This is a genomic window from Acidobacteriota bacterium, from assembly GCA_039030395.1.
Classification (GTDB): Bacteria; Acidobacteriota; Thermoanaerobaculia; order Multivoradales; family JBCCEF01; genus JBCCEF01.
This window is the reverse complement of sequence record JBCCEF010000009.1, coordinates 131,862-145,689: the sequence shown is the minus strand read 5'-3', so window position 1 is coordinate 145,689 and position 13,828 is coordinate 131,862. Positions and strand designations below refer to the sequence as shown.

Genomic DNA, 13,828 nt, shown 5'->3' with positions numbered 1-13,828 from the left:
GCCATTTCAACTCCGATGATGGATCCGTATCTGAGGGATCGTGTTCGAGCGACGTTGTGACGTTTCGGTTCCGGCGTCGCCTAATCGAACACACAGGGCCAAGTTCTCCCCTCCGGGGAGAAGGAACATCGGCAGTGGGCGGCCTGCGGGCCGTCCGGGCGAGATTGCGTCGCCGATTATTTTAGAAAAGGAGCATCGTTATGACCCCAGCTTTTCGAACCCTCCGCTACCTGGCGCTTGCCGCGTGTCTGGTGTTGGTGTCGCTGCCGATGACGGCCGCGCCGCAGAACATCGAGGTAGAGATCAATTCGAGCTACGTGCTGTGGATTCCGCAGACCGAATGGAAAATCGCCTACTTGACCGTGACCGGTCCCGACTGCATCAACGAAACCACCACCTTCCGCGGTGGCGAGGACATCTTCTTCGAGATTTTCGATCGCGAAGGCAAGCGCCGGCCGGACGGTACCTACAGCCTGGACGTCACGCTGACTCCCTTCATCAAAGAGCGCGGCGGATCGCAGGCCGGCGGTGGTGATGCGCAGCTCTGCCGCGGTCGCGCCAACCTGCCGGAGCTTTCGACCTTGACCGCCACCGGCTACGTCACCATCCAGAACGGCAAGATCGCCGATCCGCGTCTCGAAGAGGATGAGCGCCTCTCCGCACCGGCCGGAAACGACGGTCCGATCGAAATCGACTTGAGCAGCAACCCCGTCGCGATGGCCGGCTCGGCCATCGGCGAGTACGATCCGGACGAGGTGCAGTCCATGCACGCGGCGGACTTCCTGATCCTCGACGATCTGATCGTCGACGGCAGCGCCTGTATCGGCTTCGACTGCGTCAACGGCGAGTCCTTCGGCTTCGACACCATCCGGTTGAAGGAGAACAACCTGCGCATCAAGTTCGACGACACCAGCGTCGCGGCGAGCTTCCCTCGCACCGATTGGCAGCTCACCGCCAACGCCTCGGCCAATGGCGGCGCCAGCAAGTTCTCGATCGACGACATCTCCGGTGGACGCACGCCCTTCACCGTGGAGGCCAATGCGCCGAACCACTCGCTGTACGTGGACGACGGCGGCCGGATCGGCCTGGGCACCTCCACGCCGGTGGCCGACCTGCACGCCAAGAGTGGCGACTCTCCGACTTTGCGCCTGGAGCAGGACGGCTCCTCTGGCTTCGCGCCGCAGACCTGGGACATCGCCGGCAACGAGACCAACTTCTTCGTGCGCGATGCCTCCAACGGCTCGCAGCTTCCCTTCCGGATTCGCCCGGGCGCGCCGACGAACTCCATCTTCGTTGACGTCGATGGCGATCTGGGCTTGGGCACTGCCTCGCCGCAGGGGCCGCTGCACATCAAGGATGGATCCAATGATGTGATGCTGGTGGATGTTGGCAACATCTCCGCCAGTGGCACCACCCTGGAGGTCACTAGCCCCGACGGCAGCTCCGGCCAGTTCTTCTCTCAGGCGCTCGATTCCGGCCTGGTGGTCTTTGGAGCCCAGACCAACAGCAACTTCGCCATCCGCACGAACTCGACCACGGACGTGATCCGGATCACCACCGTGCCGCGGGTGGGTATTCTCAACAACGGTCCCGCCCATCCTCTGCACGTCGGCACCGACGCCACCAACGGCAACGGCGCTCACGTCACCACCGCCGGTGTCTGGACCAACGGTTCTTCGCGCAAGAACAAGACCAACATCCATGACCTCGCCCTGGATGAGGCGATGGAGGCCCTGAAGGTACTCCAGCCGGTGCGCTACATGGGCGTGAACGACGTCACCGAGGAGGAGTACCTCGGTTTCATCGCGGAAGACGTCCCGGCCTTGGTCGCCACCAACGATCGTGCCGGCCTCGCTTCGATGGACATCGTCGCCGTGCTGACCAAGGTGGTTCAGGCGCAGAACAAGACCATCGAGGAGCTGGACAAGCGTCTGCGTGAGCTGGAAGGGGAGCCGGCGCTGCCGTAACCCGCGGTAGACCGTAGGTTTCCCCAAGGGGCTCTCGGAGGTCACTCCGGTGAGCCCCTTGTTTCGTTAGAGTGTCGCCGCCCGATGACTCGCTACTGGATCGACACGGACATCGCCCTCGGAACGTCCTCCGGCGATGTGGATGATGGCTTCGCCCTCGCTGCGGTGCTCGCCGCCGGGGTGGAGGTGGTGGGGGTATCCGCGGTGGCCGGCAACACCACCGCCGATCGGGCCGCCGATGCCGCCAGGGCCTTGCTGCGGAACTTCGGCCGAGAGGAGACTCCGGTGGTTCCGAGTGAGGCTGCGGCGGCCGCCCTTGCGGCTCTTCCCGAGGGAACGCGGGTACTCGCCCTGGGACCTCTTACCCACTTGGTGGCCGCGGCGGAGCTCGATCCGGACTTTTCGCGCCGGGTCTCCGTGTGGGCCGTCGGCTCGGTGCTCGATCGCCGGCGCCATCCTCTGTTGCCCTGGTTCTGCCTCAACTTCCGCCACGATCCGAAGGCCGGTCGCCGCTTCATGGAGCTGCCCTGGCGGCGCCGGCGGATCTGCCCGCTGGACGTGGTGTCTCGACTGCGCCTCGGGAAGAAGGATTTGGACCGCCTTGCCGCCGCGGGCGGACCGGCCGGCTACCTGGCTGCCGGCTCCCGGCGCTGGCTGCGGCAGGCGCCGTGGCGCCATTTCCGGCGGAGCTTTCCGGTATGGGATCTGGTCGCTGCCCTCGATGCCTTGGGCCAGCTTCCCGGCGCGCGGTGCGAGTCGACCTCGCGCCCCACACCCGGCGATCGCTTGGTGGCCTTTGACGTCGCCGCGGCGAAGGCCGCAGTGTTGGGTTTGCTGGAGCGGTATGCCTGGGGAATTCGGCGAGGCCTACCGAACCTGTCGCCGGGAGGTTTCCCGCGTCCTGCGGCGGGCGCCGGCCGAGGAGCGGTAGAGTGCGGTACTGGCCACCAGGAGGCATGATGGACCCGAGACAGATTGACTTTCCAGCCAAAGACCTGCCCCTGCGGGAGGACGTCAGCACCCTCGGTGCGCTGGTCGGCGAAGTGCTGCGGGAGCAGGGGGGCAAAGACCTTTTCGAGCGGGTGGAGGCGGCGCGCCTGGGCGCGATCCGGCGACGCCTCGAAACCGGCGCCGCGGCGGAGGGATCTCTGGAAGGCAGCGTCGAAGGTCTTGATGTGCCGGTGGCGGAGGAGCTGGCGCGCAGCTTTTCGACCTACTTTTCGGTCGTCAACCTGGCGGAGACGGTGCATCGCATTCGCCGCCGTCGTCACTACCAGCGCCAGGGCGAAGCGCAGCGGGGCAGCCTGGAGGAGACCGTCCGCCTTTTGGCGGAGGACGGAGCCAGCCTCGACGACGTCGCCGAACTCTTCTCGTCGATCCGCATCGAGCCGGTGTTCACGGCGCATCCGACGGAGGCCATCCGCCGGCTGATGCTGGAGAAGGACCAGCGCATCGTTCGGCTGTTGTTCGATCGCCTGGATCCCTCCCTGACGCCGCCGGAGGAGGACCGGACGCTGGCCCGCATCCGCGCCGAGATCACCGCCGCCTGGCAGACCGAAGAGAGCCCCAACCTGAAACCGACGGTGGGGGACGAGCGCGAGCACGTGTTGTTCCACGTGACGCGGGTGCTCTATCGGGTGGTGCCACCCTTTTGCGAGGACCTCGAAGCCGCCCTCGCCGCGGTCTATGGCGAGGCGGCGGAGGAGATCCACCTGGGGAGCCCGCTGCGCTTCGCCTCCTGGGTGGGCGGGGACATGGACGGCAACCCGAACGTCTCCGCCCGCACCATTCGCCAGACCCTCGGCCGGCACCGCTCGCTGGTTCTGGATCTGTACCGGGAGGAACTCGCCAAGCTGTCGCGGCAGCTCAGCCAGAGCCTGTCGCGGGTTGCCGTGGACGAGGCGGTTCTCGATCGCCAGCGCGACTACGCTGCCCGGTTCCCGCAAGCCGTCGAGGCGGTGCGGCCGCGCCACCGGGAGATGCCCTATCGGGTGTTGTTGGGGTTGATGGTGGCGCGCCTCGACGCCACCGCCGCGGACCGGTCGGAGGCCTATGAGGATCCCGGCGAGCTGTTCGATGACCTACGGTCGATCGCCCGCAGCCTGGAAGCGCACCGCGGAGCGCGCGCCGGACTGTTCGCCGTGCGCCGGGCTCTGCGGCGGGTGGAGACCTTCGGCTTTCATCTGGCGACCCTCGATGTGCGGCAGGACGCGCTGGTCCACCGCGCGGTGATCGGCCGGCTGCTGGGCGACGAAGGCTGGAACGAAAGATCCCCGGCGGAGCGGGCGGATCGCCTGCGAAGCGCCCTGACCGCCGATGAACCGCCGCCCGCGATCGCGGGGGACGAAGCGGCCGAGGAGGCTCTGGAGGTTTTCCGCGCCATCGGCGATTGCCGGCGGCGTTATGGCACCGAGGCCATCGGCCCGTACATCATCAGCATGGCGCGAGATGTGGACGACGTGCTGAGCGTACTGCTGCTGGCCCGCTGGGCGGACTTGACCGAGGACGGGCAGGTTCCTCTGGATGTGGCGCCGCTGTTTGAGACGGTGCCGGATCTGGAAGCCGCCGCCGAGGTACTCGGGCGCCTGGTGGAGGATCCGGTCTACGGCCTGCACCTCGACGCCCGCGGCCGTCGGCAGGTGGCGATGATCGGCTACTCCGACAGCAATAAGGACGGCGGCATGGCGGCCTCGCGCTGGTCGCTCCAGAAGGCGCAGGGCGCGATGGCCTGGGCGATGGCCCAGGCCGGCGTGCACCTCACCCTGTTCCACGGCAGCGGCGGCACCATCAGCCGTGGCGGCGGCAAGACCCACCGGGCGATCCTGGCGGCGCCGCGGGGCTCGGTCGGGGGCCGCCTGCGGGTGACCGAGCAGGGCGAAGTGATCCACGCCAAGTACGGCGTGCGGGCGATCGCCCTGCGCAACCTCGAACGCTCCTTCGGCGCCGTCGCCCGCGCCACGGCGGCGGAGGGGCGCCGGTCGGAGGAAGACCCCCGGCGCCGGCGCTGGCACGAGATCCTCGAAGCGGTGGCAACCGCCAGTCGCGCGGCCTATCGAATCCTGGTGTACGACGAGCCGCGATTCTTCGAGTACTTCCGCCGGGCGACGCCGATCGACGTCATCGAGCGCCTCGCCATCGGTTCGCGGCCGGCTTCCCGCCGCAGCCGCCGGGGCATCGAGAACCTGCGCGCCATCCCCTGGGTCTTCGCCTGGACCCAGAGCCGGCACATTTTGCCCGGCTGGTTCGGCCTCGGCAGCGGACTGGCCGCCGCGGCGGAGCGATTCGGGGCCGAGGAGTTGGCGGCGATGGCCGACGATTGGATGTTTCTCGGCAACCTGCTGGACGACGCGGAGATGGTTCTCGCCAAGGCTGACCTCGGCATCGCGCGGCGCTATGCGGCGTTGGCCGGTGAGATCGGCGAGGCGCTCTTCCCGCGTATTGAGGAAGAATTCGAACGCACCGGGCAATGGGTCCTGCGTCTCCGCCGGAGCGAGCGGCTGCTCGACCGCGACCCGACCCTCCAGCGCTCGATCCAGCTCCGCAACCCCTATGTGGATCCGATGAGTTTTCTACAGATCGATCTCCTCCACCGCTGGCGGGCTGCCGATCGACCCCAGGGCGAGCTGTTCGAAGCGCTGGTGGCGACGGTCAACGGCATCGCCAAGGGTCTGCGCAACACCGGATAGGCATCGACGGGAATGGGGTCGCGGCTAGTCTCCGCCGGCGGATTTCCTCTCGGTCTGCACGCTGACCGTCGTCCAGCCCATGCCGTCGGGCTCTTTGCCGGCGGTGAGGAGGGCCGTTCGTTCACCGCTTTCAAGATCCACGACGGAGATGCGATCGGCATGGGTGTGGGCGACGTAGGCGCGCTTGCCGGAGGGCTCGATGACGATGCCGATGGGCACCGAGCTGTCGCCGAACCGATCGCTGAACAGGCGGCCTTCGGTGTCCTGCGCGGTAAGGGGAAGGTCGATCTTCGCGCGCACCTTGCGTTCGGCGGTGTCGAGAACCGCCAGGTTGCCGCCGCGGGCGTTCGAGACCAGCGCCGTGGCGCCGTCTGGGGTGATCTGGAGCCGGATGGGGAAGCCTTCGACGGCGATCTCGGCGAGGATGTCCAGGGTCTCGGCGTCCACCACCGAGACGGTGTCGGCGGAGCGATTGGTCACCCAGACCTGAAGGCCGTCCGGCGCGATCGCGAGGCCCTCCGCCCCGTCTCCGGTTTCGACGTGGCCCCGGCGCTCGCCGCTGCTCAGGTCGAAGGCGGTGAGACTGTTCGAGCCAATGTTGGTCACAAAAGCGTGTTTGCCGTCCGGTGAGGCGGCCACCATGTGCGAGATCTCCTGGTCCGTCGGCAGGGCGCGCACGACCTCAGCGGAATCGAGAGCCACTTCGATCAGGGCCTGGTTGTCTTCCGCGGTGGCCAGGATGCGCTGGTCGTCGAGATAGACCATCCCGTGCGGTCGCCGATAGTCGCCAAGATCGATGGTGTCGATCACCTTCGCCTCGGCGATATCGATCCGCGTCAGGCTCGACCCCGGTGTACGACGTCCGTAGTTCGAGATCACCGCCTGGGTACCGTCCGGCGAGATGGCGACCTCGTGGGGGCCATCGCCGGTCGGCAGGGTCGCTACCACTTGGCGACTCTTCAGGTCCACCAACGAGACGGTGGCTTCGGATTTGTTCGCCACCACCAGGGTGGCACCGGAGACCGGTAGGGCGATGCCCCATAGGGCGAGGCAGAGGATCAGGCGAAAGCGCATAGAGCCATCCCTTTCAAAGGGTCAACGGTTGGAAGTGTCATCCCACTGCGGAAGCCGTCCCGGGGTCCAGGGCGCGCCGGCCGCTTCGGCGGCTTGCTCCAGGGCGACGAGGTCGACGCTGACCAGTTCTTCGAGGCGGTCGAGCACTCCGGCGAAGGCCCGCGAGGCGCGGGCGAAGGACTGGCGGTGGGTTTCCGTGGGACCCTCGGTGGATGCCCAGCGGCCGCGCAGCAGGCGGCCCACCCGGCCGCTGATCGAAATCGGCGTCGGTACGCTGCGGCGGGCGAGGCTGCGGTCGCCCTCCAGCTCGATGCGCAGGTCCGCCAGGCGGTGCGACAGGTCGAAGGCGCGGCGCCGCAGGTCGGACTCGACGGCCGGCGTGGTGTCGAGGGCGCGGGTCAGATGCTGCAGGCGCTTGTCCGCCTCACCGGCGGTCTCGATGGCGCCCTGGACGGCCCGCTGCAGGTCGGCAGTTTGCTGATGGAAGGCGTGGGCTGCGGCCTGCTCAGCGGCGCTGCCGGAACGCCCGTCGAGGGGCTCGACGGAGAAGGACACCGCCCCGGCCAGAACCGTTTCTTCGCCCCGCTGGCGCTTGGCGAGTTCCACCGTGTAGGTACCCGGCGGTGCCAGCGGGCCGCGCGGCGGGGTGGCGAAGAGGGACGGCTCCGGGGACGACAATTCGACCGGATCGCTCGGCGGTAGCCGCAGGTCCCAGGCCACTCGATGGAACCCCTTGGCCGCCGGGCCTTCGAGACGGCGCACGACCTTGCCCTCGGCATTCCGTACAGTGAGGAGAATGGCCGGCTCGCGCTCGCGGTCCTCCGCCCGCAGCTCATCGTGCTCCGGGTAGCGGATGGTCTCCTCCGCCTCCTCGGCGTCCTTCTCGGCGGCCAGGCGCTCCGCCCGGCGGGTTTCCAGCCCCTCCTTCAGCCAGTAGGTGAAGACCGCCCCGAAGGGAGGATTGGGGGCGAGATACAGGGAGTCACCCAGAAAGCCCTTGCCGCGCAGGCCGTAGGGCAATTCCTCGATGTAGGACCAGGCCCGGCGCAGCGGGAAGAGCTGGGCCGGGGCGGTGGGGTCGGCGGTGCGCAGCGGCGTGTAGTCGTCCAGGACGTAGATGCCGCGGCCGAAGGTGCCCACCACCAGGTCGGTCTCGCGTTCCTGGATCGCCAGGCTGCGGGCCGCGATGGTCGGGATGCCGCTGCCTAACTGGATCCATCGCTCGCCTCCGTCGCGGGTGAAATAGACGCCCTTTTCGGTGCCGACGAAGAGCAGGTCCGGATCCTCCGGATCTTCCACCAGGGCCCAGGTCGGCTCATCCTCCGGCAGATCGCCGACGATCGAACGCCAGGTGGCGCCGCGGTCGTCGCTCACCAGCAGGTAGGGCTGGAAGTCACCGCTCTTGAAGTGGTTGAACACCGCGTACACCCGGTCGTCGGCGTGGCGGGAGGCTTCGAGGTGGGCGGTGTAGGCGAGCTTCGGCACGCCGGCGATGCGCTCGATGGCGCGCCACTCGCTGTTGCCCGGTTCGAGCACCTGGATCAGCCCGTCGTCGCTGCCGGAATAGAGCAAGTTCTCGACCCGCGGCGATTCCGAAGCCGCCGTCAAGTTGCCGTAGAAGGAGGTCGACCGGCTCTTGGCGACGGCGTCCGGTCCCCACACCTTGCCCATCACTTCGAGGGCGTTGCGGTCCACCTGGCGAGTGAGATCCGGCGAGATCGAACGCCAGGAATTGCCCCGGTCGTCGCTCCGGTAGAGTCGCTGCGAGCCGAAGTAGAGGCGCGCCGGATCGTGCGGGCTGATCAGCAGCGGAGCGTCCCAGTTCCAGCGCGGTGCTTCGTCGTCGTCCTCCGGTTGCGGCTGGATCTCCACCCGCTCGCCGGTGCGGCGGTTGAAGCGGTGCAGTTCGCCGTGCTGCCAATGGGCGTAGACGATGTTCTCGTCCGTCGGGTCTACCCGCGGCTGGAAGCCGTCGCCGCCCAACACGATGAACCAATCGCGGTTGGCGATGCCGTGGCCGTAGCGGGTGCGCGCCGGTCCGCCGAGGGTGAAGTTGTCTTGGGTGCCGCCGTAGACGTTGTAAAACGGCGCGGCCTGGTCGACGGCGATCTTGTAAAACTGGGTGACCGGCAGGTTGGCCTTGAAATGCCAGGTGGCGCCGCGATCGAAGGACTCGTAGATGCCGCCGTCGTTGCCGGCGAGCAGGTATTCCGGGTCCGCCGGGTCGATCCACAAGGCGTGCTCGTCGACGTGCTTGGCGCTCTGCCCGACCCGCCGGAAGGAAGCGCCGCCGTCGGTGGTGACCTGCGGAAAGGTGTCCATCGAGTACACCCGGTGCGGATCCACCGGGTCGGGGATCAACTCCTGGTAGTACTGCGGGCTTCCGCTGACGTAGTCGGAGCGCTTCTCCCAGGTGGATCCGTGGTCGAGGGAGCGGTAGAAGCCGCCGTCCTCGCCGGCCGCTTCGATCACCGCGTAGAGCGGGTGTGGCGTGCCCGGTTGAATCGGCACCGGTGAGATCGCCAGGCCGATGCGCCCCATCTCCTCCTTCGGTAGGCCTTGGCTGACCTCTTCCCAGGTCTCGCCGCCGTCGAAGGAACGGTGGATGCCGGAGCCCGGTCCGCCATTGATCAGAGTCCAGACGTGCCGTCGCCGCTGGTGGGTGGCGGCCCACATGCGGTCGGGGTTTTCCGGGTCGAGTACCAGATCCGTCACACCGGTGTGCTCGTCGACGGTCAGCACCGCGCGCCAGGTTTCGCCGCCGTCCGTGGACTTGTAGAGGCCGCGATCGCCGCCGGCTTTCCACAGCGGTCCCTGGGCGGCGACGAAGACGGTTTCTGAGTCCCGTGGGTCGAGAACGATCTTGCCGATGTGCTCGGAGTGCGCCAAGCCCATGTGCTGCCAGTTGGAGCCCCCATCGATGGATTTGTAGACCCCGTCGCCGTAGCCGACGCTGCGCTGGTTGTTGTTCTCGCCGGTGCCTACCCACACCACCAGCGGATTGTGCGGATCGAGGGCCAGACAGCCGATGGAGTAGGACGTTTCGCCATCGAAGATCGGGCTCCAGGTGGTGCCGGCATTGACGGTCTTCCACACGCCGCCGGAGGCGACCGCCGCGTAGTAACGTTTGCGGTTGGCGGGATCGACGGCCAGATCGATGATCCGGCCGGAGGTGAGCGCCGGTCCGATGCCCCGCAGGCTCAGGCCGGCAAAGGACTCGGCGCTCCAGGGATTCTTTTCGTCTTTTCCGGCCTGTGGCTCACCGTCCGATGGCTGTTTCTTGGAGCGGGCTTCCACGGAAGGGACGACGAGGAGGAGGGCGAGGAACAGGCAGCTCAGCAGACGAGAAACCATGGGGCGTCCTTTCGTGACGATGCGGTCCACGGGCGGCCGGAGAAGCTCTCCGGTCGACTGGGGGTTGATTCGGAGTCGGTCTATGGTAGCCCGGCCGTGGGCTGGAGCCGTCAAATCGCAAGCGCTTGGCGTCAGGATTCGTTGTTGCTGACCAGGCGCGCCGGCGCAGGCGTAGTGGTGTCTACGTCGAGGCGGCGCAACGCCGGCAGCAGCGAAGAAGACCAGCCAGGCGTTTGCGAGTTGACGGCTCCAGCCCAAAAAGCAAAAAGGCCGCCCCGAGTACTCGGGACGGCCTGATCGGCTTTCGATGAAATCGACAGCCGGCGGATACGTCAAGGGTTAGATCGTGCTGACGTTCTCGGCGGCGGGGCCCTTCTGGCCCTGCACGATGTCGAACTCCACCCGGGCTCCTTCGGCGAGGCTCTTGAAGCCCTCGCCCAGGATCGCGCTGTGATGGACGAAGCAATCCTTGCTGCCGTCCTCCGGCGTGATGAATCCAAAGCCCTTCTGATCGTTAAACCACTTCACGGTTCCAGTAGTACGCATGTGTGCGCTCCTAAGTTGTGCGAGTCGGAGCCACGCAGATACGTACTTACCGACTGCTCGAAAGTGCGCGGAACCCCCGCGCGGTATGTGGCCGACCTGGCCACATGAAAGAACGTACGAAGAAATTTCCGAACGTTTCTCTGAGAGCTGACGATCCAGCTCCGCGCAATTCTAACAGTTTTGCAGAAGTCCCTATTCCGAAAGCCGATTTCGCCGGTCGGTTGGGGGCGTCGCCGTCGGTCCGGGTGGCGAAGGTCCGGCGTCGTCTCTGCCGCTGGCCGACCGGGATCTAATCGTCGCCGCCGACGCCTGATCGTTGGGCACCGCTGCCGACCAGCGGCCGGTGTCGCCGATCTCGAAGCCGTCGATGAAGATCGGACCCTCGGAATCGATGTCGATGGTCTGGAGCACGATGTCCTGGTCGCCGTTCATGGTGCTGGGGTAGACGGCATAGACCCGATCGCCGTCCACCGTCAGGTTGACGAAGTCGCCGAGGAACTGCCCCATCGTCGAACCCCAGTCGGAAAGTGCGCTCTCGATCGGGGTGTTGGTGAGCTGGACGGTGGTCCAGGTCGAGCCGCCGTCCAAGCTGAGGGCGTAGTAGACGTGGAAGCGGCCGTTCTCCACATCGTCGTTCTGAGTGAAAGAGCCGCCGTCGAAATACATCAGATGGAGTCGCCCGGCGGCGTCCACCTCGAGCCACGGAAAGAGCTGATCGCCGGGCAGGTTCGACGGCACCGTCATGGGGGTGCTCCAGGTCACACCGAGATCCGAAGATTCGGTCAGGTAAAGGTCCACATCGGCGTTACCGCCGACGATGCCGGTGGTGTCAAAGTAGAGGGCGTAGAGCGTGCCGCTGACCGGATGCATCGCCAGCAACGCCAGCGGGCCGACCCGGAATTGGCCCGGAAAGCGCGAGCCGTCCTGGGTGTCCCAGGTGTCCATGCGGGTGGCGGCTTCGATCGGTGCGAGAAAGGTGTCGCCGCCGTCGAAACTGCGCTGCAGGCGTACCCCGTCGTCGAAGTCCCAGTCGATCAGGAACAGTCGGCCGGCGCGGTCCACCCGCGGGTGCTGCGCCAGACCCAGTTCCAGGCTGCGCACCGGCCCCCAGGTGGCGCCGAAGTCGTCGGAGGTCTGGACCCCCAGGTTGTAGGCGACATGAATGAGGGTGGTGTGCGGATTCCCGGGGTCTCGGCCGGTGGCCAGCCAAGCGCGATCGATGAATCCTCCGGAGTTGATGATTACCGGCGGCTCGAAGGTCGTGGCGGCGGCAGCCTTGCGGGAGATGAACAGCACTCGATGACCGGAGAACCGGATGCCACCGACGAACAGGTAGCCGGACAGGGGCTCGAAGAGAACCATCGGATCTCCCTCGTGGAGGTCGACGTTGTTGCCCGCCAGCTCCATCAGGAAGTCCGTCCAGGTGACTCCGCCATCCAGGCTTACCCCCACGCCGAGACTCCAGAAATTCCCCGAGCCGTGCTCCCGCAGGTCGTTCCAGCCGGCCACCAGATGGGGAGGTGAACCGGCCCCCACGGCGATGGCGGTTTCCACCGCTTGGGACGTATCGCCGGAGTCGATACGCTGCGGCGCGCTCACCTGGAGAGTGGGACCGAGAGTAGAAGGCTTTCCGGACTCCACCGGTTGGACCTGGGCGGTCGGCGTACGGCCCGTTGCGAGCAGCGACGGCAGCGTTGAGGGCACGCTGTCCCCCCGCCGCCGGGCCTCCAGCTACGCCTCGCGAGCCGCCGCCGAATCGCCGTTGAAATAGGCGGCGGCGGCCAGGCGGCCTTGGGCGTCGGGGTGATCCGGCGCCAGCTCCAGCACCCGCCGCCAGCGATCCACGGCTTCCGGCCAGTCGCCGGCGCCGCTCGCCAACCAGGCCAGGCCGGCGGCTGCCGCTGCGTCGTTCCCGTCGTGCCGCAGCGCCGTACGGAAGGCCGCGGCGGCCTGTTCGGCACGGCCCAGACGGCGCAGCACGTGCCCCAGCCGTTCGAGGGCGCGCGGCCGCTCGGGCGCGGCGACCACCGCCTGAGCGGCGCTTTCCAGGGCCGCTCCCCTGCGGCCGCTCCGGAGGCTCTGCTCGACTTCGGCGAGGTGCCGGTCGGCGGATCCGCTCGGTAGCATGCCGGCCTTGGGCGCGACCGATCCGTCCTCGAAGATTAGGGCGGCGAGGGCTCTTTCGTGGTGGGCATCGCGCGCCATCGGTGGGCCGATGGCATCGCGGAAAGCCGATTCTTCGGACCGCTGGCAGGCGGCCAGCGGCGCCAGGAGAACGAGGATCAACAAGAATGTAGGAAGACCAGAAATTCGGCAATAATGTGAATTTATCATGGGAAACCTCTTCGGAATATGTTTCTGCAGCATGCCACGAGCCGCAGTGCCGGAGCCCAATCAGGCCGCTGAAGTCTGCTCAGCAGCGCGGTCTAGAACTGCTCCAACCCCACGCCCAGATCCTTGCCGATGGCTCGCAGGCTGCGGTTCATCAGGTTGACGTAGTTGCCGCCACCTACGCCGACGCCGGAACGACGCTCCTGGGTGAAGCGCAGCAGTACCTCGCCGGAGCCACCGTCCACCACCTCGCCGGAGATTTTGGCCCGCGCCGCGCCGGCGCCGAAACCGCCCCAGTAGCGGGCCGCCCGGGAGCCGGGATCCATCTCCACTACCCGGCCGCGCAGCAACAGATCGCCGGCGGCCGGCTCTCCGTCGGCACGCTTCACCTTGAGCCGGGACAGCTCCTTGCGCAGACCCTGGATCAGCGGCGATTCGACGTCCGCGAGCACCCGCACGGCCGGTTCGTAGGAGTTGTCGTCGGGGTCCGGCAGCACCACGTCTTCCGTTTCGAAGGCGCCCACCAGCAGGCCTTCGAAATCGTCGAGGGAGAAGGTCTGGACGATCTCGATTCGATCGAGGTCGCCATTCCAGTCGGTGTAGGTTCCCGGTTTCGTCGGGGCGCGCTTGCCCTTTGCCGCGGCATCCGTCGCCAGCGCCCCGATCAGCAGGAAAGCCGCCAGGGCGGCAAGGTAGCGGGTGTTTTTCATCATCCCTCCTTCCATCTAAGATTCGTCGGGAGGCGTCTCCCGAATATGGCGGATTCTAATCGCGTGTGCCCGATACTCTTGTTTTTCAGTGGTTGGGCTAAGGTCACGCCGGCAGCCTGACCAACGGCTGGTAGATGTAGGCTGGGATCAGACTCGAAAA

Annotated in this window: 9 protein-coding genes; 3 read left to right on the top strand and 6 right to left on the bottom strand. The window is 67.1% G+C overall.

All coding sequences use genetic code 11. The features are described from left to right. Positions 1-200 precede the first annotated feature (200 nt). The 3 genes from AAF481_11125 (at position 201) to ppc (ending at position 5,653) form a co-directional block, all read left to right on the top strand. Positions 201-1,967, top strand: a complete 1,767-nt coding sequence (locus AAF481_11125) for a tail fiber domain-containing protein (GenBank protein MEM7481716.1) — start codon at positions 201-203, stop codon at positions 1,965-1,967. Positions 1,968-2,051: 84 nt separating this feature from the next. Next, positions 2,052-2,927, top strand: coding sequence for a nucleoside hydrolase (locus tag AAF481_11120; protein ID MEM7481715.1), 876 nt, complete (start codon positions 2,052-2,054; stop codon positions 2,925-2,927). Beyond that, entirely contained in the window at positions 2,927-5,653 is a 2,727-nt protein-coding gene (gene ppc, locus AAF481_11115) for a phosphoenolpyruvate carboxylase (GenBank protein MEM7481714.1), read from the top strand. Before AAF481_11120 ends, ppc begins: the two co-directional genes overlap by 1 nt. A gap of 24 nt (positions 5,654-5,677) precedes the next feature. On the opposite strand, the gene AAF481_11110 is transcribed toward ppc, so the two are convergent. The 6 genes from AAF481_11110 to AAF481_11085 all read right to left on the bottom strand — a co-directional run bounded on the left by AAF481_11110 (position 5,678) and on the right by AAF481_11085 (position 13,668). Next, positions 5,678-6,727 carry a hypothetical protein gene (locus AAF481_11110; GenBank protein ID MEM7481713.1) on the bottom strand — a complete coding sequence of 350 codons (1,050 nt, stop codon included), beginning with the start codon at positions 6,725-6,727 and terminating at the stop codon, positions 5,678-5,680. A 21-nt stretch (positions 6,728-6,748) separates the two neighbouring features. Then, entirely contained in the window at positions 6,749-10,081 is a 3,333-nt protein-coding gene (locus AAF481_11105; GenBank protein ID MEM7481712.1) for a glycosyl hydrolase, read from the bottom strand. A 339-nt stretch (positions 10,082-10,420) separates the two neighbouring features. Continuing rightward, positions 10,421-10,627, bottom strand: a complete 207-nt coding sequence (locus tag AAF481_11100; protein MEM7481711.1) for a cold-shock protein — start codon at positions 10,625-10,627, stop codon at positions 10,421-10,423. A gap of 192 nt (positions 10,628-10,819) precedes the next feature. Further along, the gene (locus AAF481_11095) at positions 10,820-12,331 is read right to left on the bottom strand and encodes a sialidase family protein (protein ID MEM7481710.1); all 1,512 of its coding nucleotides are present in this window, start codon (positions 12,329-12,331) and stop codon (positions 10,820-10,822) included. A gap of 27 nt (positions 12,332-12,358) precedes the next feature. Then, positions 12,359-12,913, bottom strand: coding sequence for a tetratricopeptide repeat protein (locus AAF481_11090; protein MEM7481709.1), 555 nt, complete (start codon positions 12,911-12,913; stop codon positions 12,359-12,361). Between the two features lie 140 nt (positions 12,914-13,053). Next, on the bottom strand, positions 13,054-13,668 hold the full coding sequence (locus tag AAF481_11085) for a DUF4410 domain-containing protein (protein MEM7481708.1): 615 nt from the start codon (positions 13,666-13,668) through the stop codon (positions 13,054-13,056). Between the last annotated feature and the right edge of the window lie 160 nt (positions 13,669-13,828).

Bases quoted from the DNA above. Each gene is read 5' to 3' on its own strand.
- AAF481_11105 (MEM7481712.1), bottom strand. From the start codon at position 10,081: ATGGTTTCTCGTCTGCTGAGCTGCCTGTTCCTCGCCCTCCTCCTCGTC.
- AAF481_11120 (MEM7481715.1), top strand. From the start codon at position 2,052: ATGACTCGCTACTGGATCGACACGGACATCGCCCTCGGAACGTCCTCC.
- ppc (MEM7481714.1), top strand. From the start codon at position 2,927: ATGGACCCGAGACAGATTGACTTTCCAGCCAAAGACCTGCCCCTGCGG.
- AAF481_11100 (MEM7481711.1), bottom strand. From the start codon at position 10,627: ATGCGTACTACTGGAACCGTGAAGTGGTTTAACGATCAGAAGGGCTTT.
- AAF481_11110 (MEM7481713.1), bottom strand. From the start codon at position 6,727: ATGCGCTTTCGCCTGATCCTCTGCCTCGCCCTATGGGGCATCGCCCTA.
- AAF481_11125 (MEM7481716.1), top strand. From the start codon at position 201: ATGACCCCAGCTTTTCGAACCCTCCGCTACCTGGCGCTTGCCGCGTGT.
- AAF481_11085 (MEM7481708.1), bottom strand. From the start codon at position 13,668: ATGAAAAACACCCGCTACCTTGCCGCCCTGGCGGCTTTCCTGCTGATC.